At 52.4% G+C, this 18,746-nt stretch carries 20 protein-coding genes and 1 other annotated feature; of the genes, 6 read left to right on the top strand and 14 right to left on the bottom strand.

Annotation, left to right across the window (positions count from 1 at the left end; genetic code table 11):
- Positions 1–78: 78 nt before the first annotated feature.
- From OGY33_RS21590 to rbsK, 3 genes are read right to left on the bottom strand one after another with little or no spacing between them, the layout of a single operon-like run.
- Entirely contained in the window at positions 79–1,092 is a 1,014-nt protein-coding gene (locus OGY33_RS21590; protein ID WP_071444548.1) for an aldose 1-epimerase family protein, read from the bottom strand.
- Positions 1,093–1,103: 11 nt separating this feature from the next.
- Entirely contained in the window at positions 1,104–2,420 is a 1,317-nt protein-coding gene (gene fucP, locus OGY33_RS21585; RefSeq protein WP_003827126.1) for an L-fucose:H+ symporter permease, read from the bottom strand.
- A gap of 27 nt (positions 2,421–2,447) precedes the next feature.
- Entirely contained in the window at positions 2,448–3,368 is a 921-nt protein-coding gene (rbsK, locus tag OGY33_RS21580; RefSeq protein ID WP_003827124.1) for a ribokinase, read from the bottom strand.
- 324 nt (positions 3,369–3,692) lie between these two features.
- On the opposite strand from rbsK, the gene OGY33_RS21575 reads away from it, so the two are divergent.
- Positions 3,693–4,478, top strand: coding sequence for a DeoR family transcriptional regulator (locus OGY33_RS21575; protein ID WP_003827122.1), 786 nt, complete (start codon positions 3,693–3,695; stop codon positions 4,476–4,478).
- Between the two features lies 1 nt (position 4,479).
- On the opposite strand, the gene ilvN is transcribed toward OGY33_RS21575, so the two are convergent.
- From ilvN to ivbL, 3 genes are all read right to left on the bottom strand, one after another.
- The gene (ilvN, locus tag OGY33_RS21570) at positions 4,480–4,770 is read right to left on the bottom strand and encodes an acetolactate synthase small subunit (RefSeq protein ID WP_003023914.1); all 291 of its coding nucleotides are present in this window, start codon (positions 4,768–4,770) and stop codon (positions 4,480–4,482) included.
- A gap of 3 nt (positions 4,771–4,773) precedes the next feature.
- Positions 4,774–6,462 (bottom strand): acetolactate synthase large subunit, encoded by a 1,689-nt coding sequence (gene ilvB, locus OGY33_RS21565; RefSeq protein ID WP_191237991.1) that lies wholly within the window; start codon positions 6,460–6,462, stop codon positions 4,774–4,776.
- A gap of 107 nt (positions 6,463–6,569) precedes the next feature.
- On the bottom strand, positions 6,570–6,668 hold the full coding sequence (ivbL, locus tag OGY33_RS21560; protein ID WP_003827118.1) for an ilvB operon leader peptide IvbL: 99 nt from the start codon (positions 6,666–6,668) through the stop codon (positions 6,570–6,572).
- A 522-nt stretch (positions 6,669–7,190) separates the two neighbouring features.
- Here ivbL and tisB point away from each other — a divergent pair.
- The 3 genes from tisB to emrD all read left to right on the top strand — a co-directional run bounded on the left by tisB (position 7,191) and on the right by emrD (position 9,613).
- Entirely contained in the window at positions 7,191–7,280 is a 90-nt protein-coding gene (tisB, locus tag OGY33_RS21555; protein ID WP_003023909.1) for a type I toxin-antitoxin system toxin TisB, read from the top strand.
- Positions 7,281–7,403: 123 nt separating this feature from the next.
- Positions 7,404–8,237, top strand: a complete 834-nt coding sequence (locus OGY33_RS21550) for an EamA family transporter (RefSeq protein ID WP_020996046.1) — start codon at positions 7,404–7,406, stop codon at positions 8,235–8,237.
- 191 nt (positions 8,238–8,428) lie between these two features.
- Positions 8,429–9,613 carry a multidrug efflux MFS transporter EmrD gene (emrD, locus tag OGY33_RS21545; RefSeq protein ID WP_057067118.1) on the top strand — a complete coding sequence of 395 codons (1,185 nt, stop codon included), beginning with the start codon at positions 8,429–8,431 and terminating at the stop codon, positions 9,611–9,613.
- On the opposite strand, the gene OGY33_RS21540 is transcribed toward emrD, so the two are convergent.
- Positions 9,540–10,622 carry a cellulase family glycosylhydrolase gene (locus tag OGY33_RS21540; protein ID WP_191237990.1) on the bottom strand — a complete coding sequence of 361 codons (1,083 nt, stop codon included), beginning with the start codon at positions 10,620–10,622 and terminating at the stop codon, positions 9,540–9,542. The two genes, emrD and OGY33_RS21540, sit on opposite strands and share 74 nt — an antisense overlap.
- A 78-nt stretch (positions 10,623–10,700) precedes the next feature.
- Positions 10,701–11,627 carry a DNA-binding transcriptional regulator DsdC gene (dsdC, locus tag OGY33_RS21535; RefSeq protein ID WP_191238993.1) on the bottom strand — a complete coding sequence of 309 codons (927 nt, stop codon included), beginning with the start codon at positions 11,625–11,627 and terminating at the stop codon, positions 10,701–10,703.
- Between the two features lie 229 nt (positions 11,628–11,856).
- On the opposite strand from dsdC, the gene dsdX reads away from it, so the two are divergent.
- Both dsdX and dsdA read left to right on the top strand, forming a co-directional pair.
- Positions 11,857–13,194, top strand: a complete 1,338-nt coding sequence (gene dsdX, locus OGY33_RS21530) for a D-serine transporter DsdX (RefSeq protein ID WP_003827107.1) — start codon at positions 11,857–11,859, stop codon at positions 13,192–13,194.
- 17 nt (positions 13,195–13,211) lie between these two features.
- Entirely contained in the window at positions 13,212–14,534 is a 1,323-nt protein-coding gene (gene dsdA / locus OGY33_RS21525) for a D-serine ammonia-lyase (protein WP_191237989.1), read from the top strand.
- A 12-nt stretch (positions 14,535–14,546) separates the two neighbouring features.
- Here the strand turns inward: dsdA and OGY33_RS21520 are convergent, their stop codons facing one another.
- The 6 genes from OGY33_RS21520 to ibpA all read right to left on the bottom strand — a co-directional run bounded on the left by OGY33_RS21520 (position 14,547) and on the right by ibpA (position 18,677).
- Complete coding sequence (locus OGY33_RS21520; RefSeq protein WP_003827104.1) at positions 14,547–15,059, bottom strand: radical SAM protein; 513 nt, start codon at positions 15,057–15,059, stop codon at positions 14,547–14,549.
- A gap of 14 nt (positions 15,060–15,073) precedes the next feature.
- Entirely contained in the window at positions 15,074–15,436 is a 363-nt protein-coding gene (locus OGY33_RS21515; protein WP_048215242.1) for a DUF202 domain-containing protein, read from the bottom strand.
- Positions 15,426–15,773 carry a YidH family protein gene (locus OGY33_RS21510; RefSeq protein WP_003023888.1) on the bottom strand — a complete coding sequence of 116 codons (348 nt, stop codon included), beginning with the start codon at positions 15,771–15,773 and terminating at the stop codon, positions 15,426–15,428. Before OGY33_RS21510 ends, OGY33_RS21515 begins: the two co-directional genes overlap by 11 nt.
- Positions 15,774–15,957: 184 nt before the next feature.
- Positions 15,958–17,619 carry a putative transporter gene (locus OGY33_RS21505; protein ID WP_071444544.1) on the bottom strand — a complete coding sequence of 554 codons (1,662 nt, stop codon included), beginning with the start codon at positions 17,617–17,619 and terminating at the stop codon, positions 15,958–15,960.
- A gap of 123 nt (positions 17,620–17,742) precedes the next feature.
- Positions 17,743–18,171: a small heat shock chaperone IbpB gene (ibpB, locus tag OGY33_RS21500; protein ID WP_191237987.1), complete on the bottom strand. Its 429-nt coding sequence runs from the start codon at positions 18,169–18,171 to the stop codon at positions 17,743–17,745.
- 92 nt (positions 18,172–18,263) lie between these two features.
- Entirely contained in the window at positions 18,264–18,677 is a 414-nt protein-coding gene (gene ibpA / locus OGY33_RS21495; protein ID WP_003023882.1) for a small heat shock chaperone IbpA, read from the bottom strand.
- Positions 18,671–18,743 (bottom strand) — a sequence feature (ROSE (Repression Of Heat Shock gene Expression) occurs in the 5'-region of heat shock genes and acts as an RNA thermometer to modulate expression.). Its footprint overlaps the gene before it by 7 nt.
- Positions 18,744–18,746: the final 3 nt, after the last annotated feature.

Genomic DNA, 18,746 nt, shown 5'->3' with positions numbered 1-18,746 from the left:
GGATAAGGCATTAATGCCGCCACCCAGCAAAAGCGCTTACCTTAACGATAAGTGCTTTGGTGTTCAAGCCTTGAGCGATCAGGCTATGCCAGTTGTGACTGTAAATGTCCGGGTGTGCTGCGGTTCTATTTCAATCAAGGTGCCATTGCGTTGTGCTGCCAGGAATCCTTCAGGTCGACAGGTTGCAGGCAAGGCGAATGCCGCAACCTGTTGATCGCCGTTATAGAGGATCCAACGCGTCACATAATTCAGCTCCGTGCTGGAGAAACGCGTAACGAACGTGGTGCCATCAGGTGCGATCATGCTAAATTCCGGCTTATCTGTGTACCTGTCCAGTTGGTCAGCAAAGAAGACAATTTCCGGATCGTAAAAATGCGGTTCATTGAGCCGCGCCAGAGAAGCCTCGCCCTGAACAATCCGCTGATTAAACGCCAGCCACTGCTCAGTCGGCTTAACATGCGCGGGTATCGACTCACGCAGCTTCATGGCCTCATCCGGAATATTCTGGCTGAAGGTGGCTTCCGGTACGTAGGCATAGTTCATATGGCACATGTACTGCAACGGCATTGCCACTGAGGCGAGGTTGGTAACCGCCATCTGAATATCAATCAGCGCGCTCGCTTTGTGCATTACCACCGCAGGATGCGCCTGATAATGATGACCGAACCCCATCACATACTCATAGCGTCCACCCACGCGCAAATTCTCACCCTCCAGCTCCAGCCAGGCTTCATCCATCGCGGCACAAGCCATTTCACCGTGCAAAGGATGTGAATCCTCTGGTGATGGGCAGCCATTTGCCAACAGACCTGAGTGGAAGGCAAAACAGCCGTAGGTCGCCACCACTTCCGCCGCCGGTTTCGGCTGACTGAACATGTTACGCATGGTCAGGTCATGGCCATCAAACTGAGCATCCCAGATCATCTGCCCCATCCAGGGCAGAATAACCAGATGTCCACGACTGTTTTCTACCTTCAGCCCTTCCACTCCGCTGGCGTAACGAAATGCGGTAACCGTGAAGTCGTTATTCTTCAGTAAGATTCGCGGATGCTCTGCAAAGAGTTCTCGCCACAGCGTTATACGTGTTGTCATGATCGCTCTCCTCAGGAAACGGTCGCTTCAGCCAGGTTGTTGCGCACTTTGCTTTCACGCCAGAAGTAGATACCGACGTACACGAAGCACAGCATGGAGACCAGGAACGAGAGTTGCAATGAATGGAACATATCGGCCACATAGCCCTGAATCGCAGGAACCACCGCCGCACCGACAATCGCCATGACAATGACAGCACCTGCCATTTCGGTATGCTCGTTATCCACGGTATCAAGCGTACCAGCATAGATTGTCGCCCAGCAGGGTCCAAACAGGACACTCACCAGCACTGCGACATACACAGCGCTGAAGCTTGGCGCCAGTGCAACATAGACGAGGAACAGCGCACCAATAATGGAATAGAGAATCAGCACTTTTTCCGGATTGAAGCGCGTCATCAAAATGTTGGCGATAAACTTGCCGATAAAGAAGCAGGCGAAGCTATAGACCATGAAGGTTGAGGCGTCGCGCTCGTTGATATCACCTAATTCCAGTGCCAGACGGATGGTGAATGACCACACCGCGACCTGCATCCCCACATAAAGAAATTGCGCCACAATTCCACGACGGAAACGGGCATTGCTGGCCAGATAACGCAGTGTATCCATCGCTGACGGGCGTTTATGACTCGTGGTTTGCGCGACTTTACAGGTCGGGAAGCGAGTCAGCAGGAATAACACCATCACCACAACCAGTACCATAATCATGTACTTGTATGGCTCAAGGGTATTTTCCAGCATCAACACTTTAAAGTTATGGATCTGCTCAGCGTTCATCCCGGCCATCTGTTTTTCCAGGCTTTCGCCTTCAGAGAAGACCAGATATTTACCTAGCAGAATGCCAGCAGCCGCACCAATAGGATAAAAAGTCTGACTGATGTTCAGGCGTAAAGTGGCATACGCTTTTGGGCCGATCATTGAGCTGTAGGTGTTGGCTGCTGTTTCCAGGAAGCTCAGACCAATCGCAATCGCGAAAATCGCCGCAAGGAACATGGTGTAGGTGGCCATGTGCGATGCCGGGAAAAAGAGCGTACACCCAACGATATAAAGGGTCAGCCCCATTAAGATGGCGACTTTATAACTGGTCTTTTTAATCACCAGAGATGCTGGAATCGCAATTAAAAAATAACCGCCATAAAAGGCACTCTGAACTAATGCCGAGGCAAAGTTGCTGAGTGAAAATACGCTTTTGAATTGCGTAATCAGAATATCATTTAATGCGGCTGCGCATCCCCATAACGGGAATAAACAGGATAACAAAATAAACTGGAACAGAGGGGTCTTATTCAAATAGCCGTCAGGCATCTGAATGATGTTTTTATCGTTCATAGTGCTACCTTTTACAGTGCAGGAGTATTATTCGTTTAAGGTAAGAAACTCATTAAATTGTTCGATGCTTGGATAAGATGATTGAGTGCCTTTCCCGGTAACGCTGAAAGCAGCGAAGAGAGCGGCTTTTTTCATGGCGGCTTCCACATCACCGCTTTGAACGTAATAGTGAGCAAAACAACCGATGAAAGCGTCGCCTGCGCCACTGGTATCGACAGCGTTCACTTTAAACGCTGGAACATGGACTTCCTGGTCACGCGTCATCCACAGCGCACCTTTCTCACCCATGGTGACGATAATATTGTTCAGACCTTTATCAACCAGAGAACGTGCCGCTGCGCGAATATGGTCATAAGTATCTACTGGCATACCGGTTAATATTTCCAGCTCGGTTTCATTCGGCACAAAAAAATCACATTTACAGGCATAAGACATATCTAATTCCCGTAATGCAGGGGCGGGATTTAGTAACACTTCAATACCGTGTTTTTTGCCAAATTCAATCGCGTGATAAACAGTTTCCAGCTGCACTTCCAGTTGCAGGACAATAAGCTGACATTTTTTCAGATCTTCCGCCGCACGATCGATATCTTCCGGGGAGAGAAATTTGTTCGCTCCTTTAATAATCAGAATACTGTTGCTGGAGTTCGCATTAACAAAGATCGGTGCGACACCGCTGCTGGTGCAGGGTACCTTTTCGACATAGGTGGTATTAATTCCCCAGGATTCGAGATTGCGAATAGTGTTATCCGCAAAAATATCATCACCGACTTTTGTCAGCATCAGCACTTTGGAATTGAGCTTAGCGGCCGCAACGGCCTGATTTGCGCCTTTGCCCCCGCAGCCAATTTTGAACGCCGGTGCTTCCAGCGTTTCCCCTTCTTTGGGCATCTGGTTGATGTAGGTGATGAGATCCACCATGTTGGAGCCAATAACCGCGATATCCATTTTACTACCTCTCAGAAACAATCACACAACAATGATATTAAAATAACATTATCATGTTACTTTCGTATCATTTGTGACTAGGATCGCGATTGGAAGATCATTTTATTGTTTATTTATTGCACTAACTGTTACACCCACATCACAATACAAATGATGAAGTTGCTTACAATTGACTGAAAATTAACTGGTTATAATCAATAAAACGTGAAAAAACACGCTTTTATTTCCGGATAGTCAGACGTATAGTAATGCGGCAATGTCATGTTCTCAGAAACACAAAAATGTTACTGAAGGAACATGGGAACATGATTCGTGGAGAAGCACATGGAAACTAAGCAAAAAGAACGTATTCGACGTCTGATGGAATTGTTGAAGAAGACCGACCGAATCCATCTGAAAGAGGCGGCACGAATGCTGGAAGTTTCCGTGATGACTATTCGTCGGGATCTCAGTCAGGATGACGAACCGTTACCACTCACGCTGCTTGGTGGTTACATTGTGATGGTGAACAAACCTGCCGCCATCGTTAACGCGCCACTCCCCGCGCAAAAACAGTATCACCGCGACGATTTACCGGTTGCCATTCTGGCTGCGGGACTGGTGAGTGAAAATGATCTGGTCTTTTTTGATAATGGTGCGGAAATGCCGTTGGTGGTCAGCATGATCCCGGACGATATTTCCTTTACCGGGATTTGCTACTCGCACCGGGTGTTCGTAGCGCTTAATGAAAAGCCCAACGCCACAGCGATTCTTTGCGGGGGGACCTACCGGGCGAAAAGTGACGCCTTTTACGACACCAGCAATCCCTCCCCGCTGGATGCACTCAACCCACGGAAAGTCTTTATCTCCGCCAGCGGAGTCCATGAGCATTTCGGCGTTAGCTGGTTCAATCCGGACGATCTGGCCACAAAACGCAAAGCGATGGAACGCGGATTACGCAAAATTCTGCTGACGCGCCACGCCCTGTTCGATGAGGTCGCCCCCGCCAGCATTGGTCCACTCTCCACCTTTGACGTACTGATAAGCGACCGTCCGTTACCGGCAGATTACGCAACCCACTGCCGGAACGGCTCTGTCAAAGTGATCACCCCGGATTCAGACGGCGACTAACTCACTCAAAGAACACGGTAATTTTGTTAAACATCGACGGATCGGACTGGTTGCGGGCCACTTTCACCACATCTTCCAGCTTGTCGATCTGGCTTATCATCTGCTCAAGACGTTGATCGTCGTTGACCAGTAGCCAGATGCGGCTCTTATCGCTGTCCTGAATCGGTAGACAGAGAATGCCTTCCACGTTGAACGCGCGGCGGGCGAACAGCCCGCAAACGTGAGTCATTACGCCCGGATGGTTGCGTACGGTGAGTTCCAGGATTACGTTGTCATGAGTCTGCTGTTGCATGGCTTATTCCCCCACCATTTCTGTGTTTGCCGCACCCGGCGGCACCATCGGGTACACTTTTTGTTCGGCATCGATGCGCACGTGAATCAGCGCAGGCCCAGGACGATTAATAATCTCCTGCAACGCTGCCTGTGGGTCCGCTTCGTTATTCAGATCGCAGGTTTCGAGACCAAACCCGGCGGCTATCTGCATAAAGTTAATCATCCCCGGATAGGTCGCGGCAAAAACACCCTGCTTATAGAACAGACTCTGCTGCTGATACACCAGACCCAACGCTTCGTTATTCATCAGGATGATTTTAATATCCAGCTGATTTTCGCTGGCTGTCGCCATTTCCTGAATATTCATCATCAGGCTGCCGTCGCCGGAGAAGCACAGCACTTTCTTGTCTGGATTGGCCAGCGCCGCGCCAATTGCCGCTGGCAAGCCAAAGCCCATAGTTCCCAGACCGCCGGAGGTCAGCCACTGACGCGGACGGTTCAGCGGATAAGCCTGTGCCGCCCACATCTGATGCTGGCCTACGTCGGTGGTGATAATGGCGCTATCGTCTACGCAGGCAGCCACGGCGTTGATCAATCCATAGTGGCTGAGCGGGTCGCTTTCCTGCGGAATAGTGCAAGGGAATTCACGTTGTAAATCGGCCACCGTCTTATGCCACGACTCTCGCGGCTGCGCGTCAATTAATGGGATCAATTGTGCAAGAACCTCATCGACATCCGCCTGAATCGCCACGTGCGGTTGTTTGATTTTACCCAGCTCCGCGCGGTCGATATCCACGTGAATGATTTTGGCGTTCGGGCAGAACTGCTCCGTTTTACCAATCGCCCGGTCATCAAAACGTGCGCCCAGAACAATCAATAAATCCGCTTCTTGCAGAATAAAGTTAGTGCTACGCGCGCCGTGCATGCCCAGCATGCCTAACGACAGCGGATGCGCTTTCGGCAACATACCGAGCGCCATTAAGGTCATAGTGGTGGGCAGCATCGCTTTTTCCGCCAGTTCACGTACGCGCTCAGGTGCGTTAATCACGCCGCCGCCGAGGTACAGCACCGGACGCTGTGCGGCGTTAATCATGGCTGCGGCATCGCGAATGCTGTCCTGGCTGAACGCTGGTGCCGCCATTTTCTGCGCAGGCTCCGGCATCTCTTCAATGTCAAAAACGGCGGTTTGAATATCCTTAGGAATGTCTATCCACACCGGGCCTGGACGTCCGGACTGCGCAATGCGGAACGCATCGCTCATGACCTGCGGTAATTCACTGATATGGCGGACCAGATAGTTGTGCTTAGTGATGGGGATAGAGATGCCGTAGGTGTCGACTTCCTGGAAGGCGTCGGTGCCTATCATTGAGGCCGGAACCTGCCCGGTGATACACACCAGCGGGATGGAATCCAGACGCGCATCAGCAATGGCGGTCACCAGATTGGTTGCGCCCGGTCCGCTGCAGGCCATACAGACGGCGGGTTTGCCATCGGTTCTCGCCATTCCCTGAGCGATAAACCCTGCTCCTTGCTCGTGGCGCGCCAGGATATGACGGATTTGCGTGCTTTGACTTAAGGCGTCATAGACGGGAAGAATCGATCCGCCGGGAATACCGGTAACAACCTGAATTCCCTGGCGTTCCAGGAAATGAACGATGAATTCTGCGCCCGTAAAACGCGTACGCTTGGATGTTATGCCCGAACTTGCCATGCTCCAGTCCTTTTATTCTGGGCCTTTGCTCCGGGCAGGTCTCTGAAACGAAAAACCCCGCCCGGTTTGCGCCGGCGGGGTTTTGGAATCGTGTGTTGATTCGGACCCTACGGCGCATTGCCGACGACCACCACCACACGCACGACGACCGCTGCGCGAGATGGCGCAGTTTTTAGTAGGGTCGCAGTCAGCATGGAAGGGTTCATTAGGGACCTGTCTGTTTGTTGATTAACTGGATTTATACAAACACAGGTTTTTCAGCGTGACAATGGAAAAATTTTCATCTGCATAAAAATGCGCCAATGATCACATTTCGTTGTGCATTGCTGAAAAACAAAAAACCCCGCCGGAGCGAGGTTTTTTTCAGTGCTGTGCGGTTGGTAGCCGCCGAACACACTGTGTTATGTCAACGAAAAAAGTATACGCGTTCTGCGAAGAACACGCAATTTCGGCACGAATTTTGATGGTTTTGAGTATGGAACATGAATAGCGTAACGTCCATAAAATACTGTTAATTTATACAGTATTTATCTATAATGTCTCGGTACGCAATGTGTTATGCGGGGGCCGCATCGTAAACCGGCGCATCAAAGTCCTGGCTGAAACGGGTGGTGCCGTCAGCGCCTTAACCCCCGTGTGAGCACACTGTGTTATGTCAACAAAGGTGCTGGCAACAGGCAGCGGCGAGGTACGTCAGCACCGTGCTCCTTGTACCAAAAGGAGAGCGTATGAGCCTCGTGGATATCGCTATTCTTATCCTCAAACTCATTGTTGCAGCACTGCAACTACTTGATGCTGTTCTGAAATACGTTAAGTAATTCGGATTCAAGTCGCACCTAAGGGGGGCGGGTAACACTCCGCTCCCCTTTCACCTTCTCCCTGGTGCTTGTGTCGCGCCAATATGTTACGTTTTTATGACATTCTCAGGGAAGAATTCCACCATGACGCTTTCTGTTTTCTGCATTTTGCTGTTCGCCGCGCTGCTGCATGCCAGCTGGAATGCCATTGTTAAAGCTGGAAACGATAAACTGTACTCAGCGATCGGTGTCAGCGGTTCTGCTGCAATTATGGCATTGATTTGCTTACCCTTCGCGCCGCAACCTTCCGCCGCCAGCCTGCCGTTTTTAGCCGTCTCAACTGCGTTGCAAATTGTATATACCGTCCTGGTCGCCAAAACCTATCAGGTTTCGGATATGAGCCAGACCTATCCGTTAATGCGCGGCACAGCGCCACTACTGGTCGCAATTATCAGCGTCCTGTTTCTTGGCGATAGCCTCTCTGTTCTAGCCTGGGTGGGGATTGCCACGATCTGTCTGGCGATCCTCGGCATGGCGTTTAACGGACGCAGCAGCTCGCAACGCGGGATCGTGCTGGCGCTCATTAACGCCTGCTTTATCGCCGGATATACGCTGGTTGATGGCACCGGCGTACGTTTATCTGAAACCGCGCTGGGTTATACGCTGTGGACCTTCTTTCTGAACGGCTCCTGCCTGCTGGGCTGGGCGATGATTGCCCGACGCCGGGAAGCGTCACGTTATCTGGTACAACAGTGGAAAAAAGGTATTCTTGGCGGGATTGGCACAATGGGTTCTTACGGTCTGGCGCTGTGGGCCATGACTCAGGCTCCGTTGGCGGTAGTCGCTGCGCTGCGTGAAACTTCCATCCTGTTTGGCGCGCTGCTCGCGTGGCTGCTACTGAAAGAGAAGGTTGCCGGAATACGTCTCGTTGCGGCTGGAGGCATTGCCATAGGCGCAGTTTTGCTACGCTTATCATGACCTCTGTAAACCCGATGCAATCCGGCAACATTTGTTGCCGCTTTTTGTTTACATTTCCTGCCGTCCATCGTTTAAACATTCCAGCCCACTATCTGGTCTTCTTTTTCTGTTGTGGTAGATTCCACGCGCATTTACGGGAAAGTGCAGCACCTTATTCTTATTTTTTCACTTTTTGAAAAGTAATCAGCGAAATGAAAAGGCATAGAAGCGTCAATTTGTTGTTGATGTTGGTATTACTGGTGGCGGTAGGTCAGATGGCGCAAACCATTTATATCCCCGCGATTGCTGATATGGCGCGTGAACTGAACGTTCGCGAAGGGGCGGTGCAAAGCGTGATGGCCGCCTATCTGTTGACCTATGGCCTGTCACAACTGATTTACGGCCCACTTTCCGATCGCGTTGGTCGCCGCCCGGTGATCCTCGCCGGGATGTCCATTTTTATGCTGGCTACGCTAGTCGCCATAACCACTCACAGCCTGACGGTATTGATTATCGCCAGCGCAATACAGGGGATGGGAACGGGCGTCGGCGGTGTGATGGCACGAACGTTACCGCGCGATTTGTATGAAGGCACGCAGTTACGCCACGCTAATAGCCTGTTAAACATGGGGATTCTGGTCAGCCCACTGCTGGCACCATTGATTGGCGGTATGCTGGATACCCTGTGGAACTGGCGTGCCTGTTACATCTTTCTGCTGGTGCTGTGCGCAGGCGTCACGTTTAGCATGGCGCGCTGGATGCCAGAAACGCGCCCCGCAGGTGCGCCGCGTCCACAGCTTATCGCCAGCTACAAAACGCTGTTTGGCAACAGCTCTTTCACCTGTTACGTGCTGATGCTGATCGGCGGCCTGGCGGGCGTTGCGGTCTTCGAAGCCTGTTCCGGGGTGTTGTTAGGCGCGCGTCTCGGCTTAAGCAGCATGGTGGTCAGTATCCTGTTTATTCTGCCCATTCCGGCGGCGTTTTTTGGTGCCTGGTTCGCCGGTCGCCCGAATAAGCGTTTCTCGACGCTAATGTGGCAGTCGGTTATCTGCTGTCTGGTCGCCGGTTTGATGATGTGGATCCCTGGTCTGTTCGACGTGATGAACGTCTGGACACTGCTGGTTCCCGCCGCACTGTTTTTCTTCGGCGCCGGGATGCTGTTTCCGCTGGCAACCAGCGGCGCAATGGAGCCTTTCCCGTTCCTGGCCGGTACTGCTGGTGCGCTGGTTGGTGGATTACAGAACATTGGTTCCGGCGTGCTGGCGTGGTTCTCTGCCATGCTGCCGCAGACCGGGCAAGCCAGCCTGGGCCTGCTGATGACCCTTATGGGGCTGTTGATTTTTGTTTGCTGGCTTCCGCTGGCGTCACGCGTGTCGCATCAGGGACAGGCGGTTTAAGCGTATGATGGCCCGGCTTCTCGCCGGGCTTTTCACACTCAGGGGCAATCATGGTATTCAACAACGGCTCCAGCGCCGGTCTCCATGCCCCTTCCTCACCATCATAGAACTGCGTATCCGCATTGATAGCATAGGGAATTTTCGCTTTCTTCAGCTCGCAAGCCATAAAGCGGGCAAACGCTATTTGCGAGGCAGAAGGCGCGTTCCTGATGGTTTCTCCCGGCGACCAGCCTCCTACCCAACTAACATGACCGGTTTTTTGCTGCCAGTGAATGGCGGTATTGAAACGGGCGCGAATGGCGGCCTTTTCTGCCGCTGTCCCTGAGGTCCACGGGTATTTACCGTTATTTTTCAGCGGCCCCCACGGGAAAATATGCCATTGGGCCAGCACGGTATTCTGACTTTGCGGCGGCAACTTTAGGTTGGGCAAATCTTCCGGAGCGGCATGCAGTTTCGGCGCGATAAATATCATTCGCTGTGGATCGATGGCATGGATGGTACGGATGGTTTTGTCATACACCCTATTGAGCGACGCCTGATTATGGTTGAGCTTATCGGCAGGTTCATAAATCAGGTCGAAACCCAGCAACGGCGAGCTTTGGCCAAAGTAATGCGCCACCGCCACCCACCAGTTAACCACCTCTTTTTCGTTACTGGCACTGGGGTCTTTTTTATACTCGTCAGCCTGATAGGCGATTATCGGGATCACGCCATACTGCTCGCAGGCTTCCACCAGCTTGCGCAGATGAATGAGCCGCGCCTCCGTTGGCTCACCCGCCACGCGAATGCGCACGTGGGTCAACCCTTTCGCCTTATAATCCCGCACCACCAGCGGATCGAATTCACGGATGCCCCGATCGGTACGCGCCCAATCTACGTTCATCCCAACCCCAAGCTGCTGCACATACTGCGCCGCCGTCAACACAGGTTGCGCGGCACACACGGTGGCGCTGGCCAACAGTAAAAGGGAAACAATCGGCTTTAACACGGTTGTCCTTACGCAAATCATCAGGAGTGATATCACGTATTTAGCACGCTTTTTCAATTTCCGTGTAGAGCGAAAGCGTAAAAAATATTCGCGACCCGCTTATTTAACCTGCTCCTGTAGCCAGCCAATAAACGCCTCGATTTTCGGCCACTGCCTGCCGGGCAGCGTGGTGATGTAGTAATGCTGATGACATTTCAGCGCCATATCGCCAAAAGGCGCAATCAATTCTCCGCTGTCGAGGCGTTTTTGCACCAGCCGTTTTCGTCCCATCGCCACGCCGATATGGTTCATTGCCGCAATTACTGCTAAATCAGAACGATCAAAACCAATCCCCGACGATGTCGGCAAATTCGCCGCAAAATTCTTCGCCCAACTGTGCCACTCATCGGTCCCGGAATCGTTACTCCACGCCTGTCTGTCGTGCAGCAACGTACAGTGCGGCAAATTCACCAGCGAACCGGTAAGGTCATGGCGGCGGGCGTAGTCCGGGCTGCACACCGGCAGGATCTCTTCATCCATCAGGAAGTGATGCGTGAGTTGCGCGGAGGGTGCATCGTCAAAATAGATGGCGAGATCGATACCCGCACGCTGTAGATTGACGTTGTCGTTCCCGGTCAACATGGTTAGCGAAATTGACGGGTAGCGACGGGTAAAGTCGCCGAGCGCCGGAACCAGCCAGCACTGGGCGATAGAAGGCCGTGAGTAGACGGTGAGCGTCCCCGAGAGCTCCTGATTCTTAATATCAAGAATCTCCTGGTTGAGCGTGTCCAGTGACGACTTCAGCGCCCAAAATACTCGTTTGCCCTCATGAGTGAGTTCCACTTTGCGATGAGAACGAACAAATAATTGGATACCAAGCTCATCTTCAAGCTGATTTATGCGATGGCTGACGGCGCTGGGGCTCAATGACAACTCGTCTGCCGCCAGCGCAAACGACTGATGCCGGGCCGCCACTTCAAAAGTATACAGCTTTGACAGCTGCCAGCCGTTGAGCAGCCGGTTTCTGACTTCGCGTAGGGGATCCATTCTCACCTCTTTTCCTTCTAATTCATGCGCTGGAGTGTAAAAAAGTTCGCTGCAAAAATCAGCTTAAAGGTGAACCAGAGTGAACCATATCGCATAAACAAAGCACAATTAGACATAAATCACTCATTTGATGCAATCTGGCTCATGTGAAGGGGGATTTATATCGTTTGTCAGACCATGCCTTATTTTTGTCCAATAACCCTATATTAATCACAGGGCAAGGTGAGTTATGCACTCTCAAATCTGGGTTGTGAGCACGCTGCTGATAAGCATCGTGTTAATCGTTTTGACCATCGTGAAGTTCAAATTCCACCCGTTTCTGGCGCTACTGTTAGCCAGCTTCTTCGTGGGTACGATGATGGGCATGGGGCCGTTGGATATGGTCAATGCCATTGAGAGTGGCATCGGCGGTACGCTGGGCTTCCTCGCCGCGGTTATCGGCCTTGGGACCATTCTGGGTAAAATGATGGAAGTGTCCGGCGCAGCCGAACGCATTGGCCTGACGCTGCAGCGCTGCCGCTGGCTATCCGCCGACGTCATTATGGTTCTGGTTGGACTGATTTGCGGGATCACGCTGTTTGTTGAAGTCGGCGTGGTGCTGTTGATTCCACTGGCCTTTTCAATTGCCAAGAAAACCAATACTTCATTACTGAAGCTGGCGATTCCGCTGTGTACGGCGCTGATGGCGGTGCACTGCGTGGTACCACCGCATCCGGCTGCCCTGTTCGTGGCGAACAAGCTGGGCGCAGACATTGGCACCGTGATTGTCTACGGCTTACTGGTCGGCTTGATGGCCTCGCTGATCGGCGGTCCTCTGTACCTGAAATTCCTGGGTAACCGTCTCCCGTTTAAACCGGTTCCGGCTGAGTTTTCTGACCTTAAAGTGCGTGACGAAAGTACGCTACCGTCGCTGGGTGCTACGCTGTTTACCGTTCTGCTGCCGATTGGCCTGATGCTGGTAAAAACCGTCGCTGAGCTGAACATGGCGAAAGGCAGCACGGTATATACGCTGCTGGAGTTTATTGGTAACCCGATCACCGCGATGTTTATTGCCGTTTTCGTTGCCTATTACATTCTCGGCCTGCGTCAGCACATCGGTATGGGTACGTTGCTGACCCACACTGAAAACGGTTTTGGCTCCATCGCTAACATTCTGCTGATTATAGGCGCAGGCGGCGCATTCAACGCTATCCTCAAGAGCAGTGGGCTGGCGGATACTCTTGCACTGATCCTCTCGAACATGCATATGCACCCGATTCTGCTGGCGTGGCTGGTGGCGTTAATCCTGCATGCCGCGGTGGGTTCCGCCACGGTGGCAATGATGGGTGCCACGGCAATCGTTGCACCGATGCTGCCGCTCTATCCCAACGTCAGCCCGGAGATCATCGCCATTGCTATCGGTTCCGGCGCTATTGGCTGCACGATCGTTACCGATTCCCTCTTCTGGCTGGTGAAGCAATACTGCGGTGCCACCCTGAATGAAACGTTTAAATACTATACGACCGCGACATTTATCGCGTCCGTGATTGCACTGGCTTGCACATTCCTGCTTTCCTTTATTATCTAAGCGCAAAGAGACTGACTATGGAAAACATTCAAACACTTATCGCCCAGTATCCTTTAGTGGAAGATCTGGTTGCTCTCAAGGAGACAACCTGGTTTAACCCTGGCACCACCTCTCTTGCGGAAGGTTTACCGTATGTTGGCCTGACTGAACACGATGTTCAGGATGCTCACGCCCGTCTGACGCGCTTTGCGCCGTACCTGGCAAAGGCATTCCCGGAAACCGCGGCCACCGGCGGCATTATTGAATCTGAGCTGGCCGCGATTCCGGCCATGCAAAAGCGGCTGGAGAAAGAGTACGGGCAGCGCATCAATGGCGAAATTCTGCTGAAGAAAGACAGTCACCTGCCAATTTCTGGCTCGATTAAAGCCCGTGGTGGTATTTATGAAGTATTGACCCACGCGGAAAAACTGGCGCTGGAAGCCGGTCTGCTGACCACACAAGACGATTACAGCGTTCTGCTTTCGCCTGAGTTCAAACAGTTCTTTAGCCAGTACAGCATCGCGGTAGGCTCCACCGGTAACCTCGGCATGTCGATCGGTATAATGAGCGCCCGTATCGGCTTTAAGGTGACGGTGCATATGTCGGCCGACGCCCGCGCATGGAAAAAAGCCAAACTGCGCAGCCACGGTGTGACGGTCGTGGAGTATGAAGAAGATTACGGCGTGGCGGTTGAACAGGGCCGTAAGGCGGCGGAGTCCGATCCAAACTGCTTCTTTATCGATGATGAAAACTCGCGCACGCTGTTTTTAGGCTATGCGGTGGCCGGACAGCGCTTAAAGGCGCAGTTTGCCCAGCAGGGGCGCGTGGTGGATGCAGACCATCCACTGTTTGTTTACCTGCCATGCGGCGTCGGCGGTGGCCCTGGCGGCGTGGCGTTTGGCCTGAAGCTGGCGTTTGGCGACAACGTGCACTGCTTCTTCGCAGAACCAACCCATTCACCGTGCATGCTACTGGGGATTTATACCGGACTGCACGATACGATTTCCGTGCAGGATATTGGCATCGACAACCTGACGGCGGCTGATGGGCTGGCTGTCGGCCGTGCGTCTGGCTTTGTTGGCCGGGCAATGGAACGTCTGCTCGACGGTCTGTACACCCTGGACGATCAGACTATGTACGACATGCTGGGCTGGCTGGCGCAGGAAGAAGGTATTCGCCTCGAACCGTCAGCGCTGGCAGGGATGGCCGGTCCGCAACACGTTTGCGCCTCTGCTGACTATCAGCACATGCACGGCTTCAGCGCGGATAAGCTCAATAACGCCACTCATCTGGTGTGGGCGACCGGCGGTGGAATGGTCCCGGAAGATGAAATGGCGCAGTATCTGGCCAAAGGACGTTAAATACAGCTGAGCTTAACGCAGCATCGCCATCAGCTCCATCGGTGAGCGATGCTGCTTAAGCAGGTCACGCATCACGCGCATATGCGGTGCGGTGTGGCTGAAGAAAGCCTGATAGCCTGCACACAGCACGCCCTTTCCATTTTCCTCGCAGTACGCAGGACAATCACCGTGGTAATATTGAAACAATGAGCATGTCTGGCAACGCGTATTCATTGATGACATGGTCTGTCGTTCAATCTGTGCCGTCAGACCACACCACTGGCGAAGCGTTTTATCGAAAAGCTGGATAGATATCTGATTAATATCTTCACGTACCCAGATATCAAATATCGTAATTAAAAATCGGCCCCACGCCTCAGACGTAACCGATTCGTCTGTCAGATGACCTGAACCATCGTGCTTAACCAGCGGAATAAACTGTACCAGGCGAACATTTCCTTGTTGCAAACCACGGTACACTTCAACCGGTTGTAAACACTTCTGATGGTCAATCACCACGTTTAAAACATCATCACTAACATCCATGTTCTCACATCCTGTCATGCATAATTCCCGATAAATACGATAAGTTGGCGAACATGCGTTACAGCAAACAGCATTGCGAGGGATAACACCGCGAGGGAGATCATAAATTTGTCACGCACCGCGCGAGATTCAGAAAAATCGCTATGACTCACATCCATCAGATTACGGCTGCGGGTGTAGCGCCAGAGGATAATCGCCACTATCGCCAGCACAACTACCGATATCCAGAACAACGCTCCCGCCTGGTGCCAGTTGTGCTTAATCGCCAGCGCCATTAACGCGCCATAGCCCAACAACGTGCGAAACCAGGCCAGTGAAGTCCGCTCCGGTTGTAACCCCGGGTCAGCGATGCGTCGCGATTTGCGGCTATCCGGCATACAGCACCAGCGTCATGACAATCACCGCCACAATAGTCAGCATGACGCTGATAATCAGCAGGCTGTGGGTGTAGGGCAAGTCCTCTTTCAGTCGCATCGCCTTTTCGTTACGTAGCCAGCGCAGGTAGCCGTAGATCGCCAGACCGCCGGCAAACAGACACAGCAACAAGGCAAGCGCCTCACGGATGACCGGCGTGGCAAAATCCGGGGCCAGTTGATCAAGGCCAACCCCCGCCGCCAGAAATCCGAGCGCAGTGCGGATCCACGCCAGAAAGGTACGTTCATTTGCCAGCGAGAAGCGATAATCCGGTGCTTCTCCAAGGCGAGAAATCTTCATGACAGCTCCTTAAATATTGTTGTCTGGTCGTTATACCGGAACAGTTAAGGAGTATGAACCTGATTCTCAAACGAGTGGGCGAGTCGGGTGATGAGACAATGGGAAAGAGAGAGGGGTTTGTAATGCCGGATGGAGAGTTGCGTTTTATCCGGCCTACAGGAGATGCAGGCCGGATAAGTCAGTTTTAACCTAATCCCCAGAAGAGCACCGCCAACAGTTGCGGGGTGATAATCCTCAAGAACATGACCAGTGGATAAACGGTAGCGTAGGAGAGCGCTGCTGCCCCGCTGGTGGCATGCAGGTTATTAGCAAACGCCAGAGCCGGGGGATCGGTCATTGAGCCAGCCAACATGCCACACAGCGTCAGATAGTTCATTTTGGCAAAGATTCGCGCCAGCAAGCCCACGGTAATAAGCGGAATCGCGGTAATGAAAATACCGTAACCCACCCAGCTCAGACCATCTCCCTGTGTTAGGGTATCGACAAAATCACCGCCTGACTTCAGACCCACCACTGCAAGAAACAGCACGATACCCAACTCTCGCAACGCCAGGTTAGCGCTGGGAGGCATAAACCAGTACAGCTTACCGATGCTACCAATACGCCCCAGGATCAGGGCCATAATCAGCGGCCCGCCGGCCAACCCCAGTTTCAACGCCACCGGGAACCCCGGGATGAACAGCGGGATTGAACCCAGTAGAACCCCCAGCCCGATACCGATAAATACCGGCAGCATCTGCACCTGCTGCAGTTTTTGCTGCGCGTTGCCGACAACATTGGCAACAGCATCAATGGACGAAGGACGTCCCACCAGATTGAGGATATCCCCGAATTGCAGGCTGGCGTCGCTGCTGGCTACCAGCTCAACACCCGCACGGTTCAGGCGGGAAATCACCACGTCGTAACGTTCTTTAAAGTGCAGGTCGCGGATACGTTTACCCAGTACCTGTTCGTTGGTCACCACCACGCGTTCGACGCGTAAATCGGTACCTCGCGTGGACAGCGATGTGTCTACCTCCTGCCCAATCACCACCTGCGCGTTATGCAGGTCAGCTGGCTGCCCGACCAGGTGTAGCAGGTCGCCCATCTGGATAATCGTCCCTGGCGACGGCACCATCAATGTCTCGTCACGTTTCAGACGCGAGCAGATGATTTTGTCGCTGTTCAGAATCGGGACATCCTGAATCGCCATATTGTTGATGTTTGGGTTTTCCACGCGGATGTTCATCGTCTGAATCAGTGCGTGCCCGTTGGTCAGCGTGGATTCATGCTGCTGGGCTTCAGCATCGACGTTAACGCGGAAAATAAGGCGCATCAGCCACATGGTCAGTAAAATTCCGCAGATGCCGAAAGGATAAGCCATGGCATAGCTCATCCCCATCTGGTCAACTACGTCGCCAGGCGTACCTAAATCGCGCAGAATTTGCTGCCCCGCACCTAACGCCGGGGTATTGGTGACCGCTCCAGAGAATATTCCCAGCACCACAGGGAGAGGAATGGCAAAAATCTTATGCAGGATCGCGGTGACCAGGCCACCCATGATGACAATCAGCACAGCAAACAGATTCAGCCGCAGGCCCGAAACGCGCAGAGAAGCAAAGAAGCCCGGCCCCACCTGAATACCAATGGTGTAGACGAAAAGAATCAGGCCAAATTCCTGAATAAAATGCAGCATGTCGCCGCTCAGGGTCATCCCTGCCTGATCGACAAAATGCCCGACGATAATACCGCCGAACAGCACGCCTCCAATGCCAAAACCCACACCACGTATTTTTATGTTGCCGATCCATAACCCGACAACTGCCACCAATGCCAGAACGCTGACCGTCAATGCTATATCACTCATATCCTGTTCCCTGTGAATAACATCATTAAGTAAATGGATTCTCGCAGAGTACAGTCGCAATGTATGGGTGGTAAAGCACAAAAAAGCCCCGTCATTTCTGGCGGGGCAAAGGCATGGAGCTATTTAACTATCTAATGCAGGACGTTCGCTGATGGCGATACGTTGTGGAGCAATGGTTTCAGGTTCATTCCGGGTCAAATCAATATGCAGCAAGCCGTTAGTGAAGCTTGCGCCGGAGACCTCCATATTTTCAGCCAGCGTAAAGCTCAGGCTGAACGGCTGAGTGACCAGCCCCTGATGCAACCATTTGGTCTCTTTTTCCGATTGCTGCGGCGTACCTTTTACGGTCAGGTGCGTGCCTTCCAGTTGAATATCCAGATCTTCCTGGCGGAAACCGGCTAACGCAAGGGTAATGCGGTAGTGGTTATCATCGCTCTTTTCGATGTTATAAGGCGGGAAGCTCTGGCTTTCACCGGTGTTTTGCAAGGCATTGGCCAGTTTGTCAAAACCGATCCATTGACGCAGCAGTGGGGATAAATCGTAGTTACGCATAATAATCTCCTTCTAAGAAGCGAGTAGGTACCTTTCGGCTCCCTGACGGCAAGCCGATGACTTAGCAAGGCCGCCTGAAGCGGCCAACAGAATTAGTTGATTTCGATGCGGCGCGGTTTGTTCGCTTCAGGAATCACGCGCTCAAGATCGATATACAGCAGACCATTTACCAGGTTTGCGCCGCGAACATGAATGTTCTCCGCTAACTGGAACTTGCGTTCAAAGTTGCGCTCGGCAATACCCTGATACAGGTAAGTACGTTCTTTTTGATCGTCCGCATGGGCGCCTTTTACCACCAGCAGATTGTCCTGGGCAGTAATTTCCAGTTCGCTTTCAGCAAAACCGGCAACGGCAATTGCAATGCGGTAATGGTTTTCGTCTACCAGCTCAACGTTGTACGGAGGGTAGCCGCCATTGCTCTGGCCCTGATTGTTTTCCAGCAGGTTAAACAGACGGTCAAAACCAATAGCAGAACGGTACAGCGGGGATAAATCAAAGTTACGCATAATCAATAGCTCCTGAAATCAGCGAGAATAATTGACCTTCCATCATGGACAGGTCAGGTAGCCAGGACA

This window comes from Citrobacter sp. Cpo032 (assembly GCF_030332975.1).
GTDB classification, from domain to species: Bacteria; Pseudomonadota; Gammaproteobacteria; order Enterobacterales; family Enterobacteriaceae; genus Citrobacter; species Citrobacter portucalensis.
This window is presented reverse-complemented; position numbering and strand designations above follow the sequence as displayed.

What these genes read in the sequence shown, in the direction of transcription:
- tisB (WP_003023909.1), top strand. Translation starts at nt 7,191, where the DNA reads ATGAGCCTCGTGGATATCGCTATTCTTATCCTCAAACTCATTGTTGCA.
- OGY33_RS21505 (WP_071444544.1), bottom strand. Translation starts at nt 17,619, where the DNA reads ATGAGTGATATAGCATTGACGGTCAGCGTTCTGGCATTGGTGGCAGTT.
- dsdA (WP_191237989.1), top strand. Translation starts at nt 13,212, where the DNA reads ATGGAAAACATTCAAACACTTATCGCCCAGTATCCTTTAGTGGAAGAT.
- OGY33_RS21575 (WP_003827122.1), top strand. Translation starts at nt 3,693, where the DNA reads ATGGAAACTAAGCAAAAAGAACGTATTCGACGTCTGATGGAATTGTTG.
- OGY33_RS21515 (WP_048215242.1), bottom strand. Translation starts at nt 15,436, where the DNA reads ATGCCGGATAGCCGCAAATCGCGACGCATCGCTGACCCGGGGTTACAA.
- emrD (WP_057067118.1), top strand. Translation starts at nt 8,429, where the DNA reads ATGAAAAGGCATAGAAGCGTCAATTTGTTGTTGATGTTGGTATTACTG.
- ibpA (WP_003023882.1), bottom strand. Translation starts at nt 18,677, where the DNA reads ATGCGTAACTTTGATTTATCCCCGCTGTACCGTTCTGCTATTGGTTTT.
- fucP (WP_003827126.1), bottom strand. Translation starts at nt 2,420, where the DNA reads ATGAACGATAAAAACATCATTCAGATGCCTGACGGCTATTTGAATAAG.
- ibpB (WP_191237987.1), bottom strand. Translation starts at nt 18,171, where the DNA reads ATGCGTAACTACGATTTATCCCCACTGCTGCGTCAATGGATCGGTTTT.
- rbsK (WP_003827124.1), bottom strand. Translation starts at nt 3,368, where the DNA reads ATGGATATCGCGGTTATTGGCTCCAACATGGTGGATCTCATCACCTAC.
- OGY33_RS21540 (WP_191237990.1), bottom strand. Translation starts at nt 10,622, where the DNA reads ATGATTTGCGTAAGGACAACCGTGTTAAAGCCGATTGTTTCCCTTTTA.
- OGY33_RS21590 (WP_071444548.1), bottom strand. Translation starts at nt 1,092, where the DNA reads ATGACAACACGTATAACGCTGTGGCGAGAACTCTTTGCAGAGCATCCG.
- dsdX (WP_003827107.1), top strand. Translation starts at nt 11,857, where the DNA reads ATGCACTCTCAAATCTGGGTTGTGAGCACGCTGCTGATAAGCATCGTG.
- ivbL (WP_003827118.1), bottom strand. Translation starts at nt 6,668, where the DNA reads ATGAACCCTTCCATGCTGACTGCGACCCTACTAAAAACTGCGCCATCT.
- OGY33_RS21550 (WP_020996046.1), top strand. Translation starts at nt 7,404, where the DNA reads ATGACGCTTTCTGTTTTCTGCATTTTGCTGTTCGCCGCGCTGCTGCAT.
- OGY33_RS21510 (WP_003023888.1), bottom strand. Translation starts at nt 15,773, where the DNA reads ATGAAGATTTCTCGCCTTGGAGAAGCACCGGATTATCGCTTCTCGCTG.
- ilvB (WP_191237991.1), bottom strand. Translation starts at nt 6,462, where the DNA reads ATGGCAAGTTCGGGCATAACATCCAAGCGTACGCGTTTTACGGGCGCA.
- dsdC (WP_191238993.1), bottom strand. Translation starts at nt 11,627, where the DNA reads ATGGATCCCCTACGCGAAGTCAGAAACCGGCTGCTCAACGGCTGGCAG.
- ilvN (WP_003023914.1), bottom strand. Translation starts at nt 4,770, where the DNA reads ATGCAACAGCAGACTCATGACAACGTAATCCTGGAACTCACCGTACGC.
- OGY33_RS21520 (WP_003827104.1), bottom strand. Translation starts at nt 15,059, where the DNA reads ATGGATGTTAGTGATGATGTTTTAAACGTGGTGATTGACCATCAGAAG.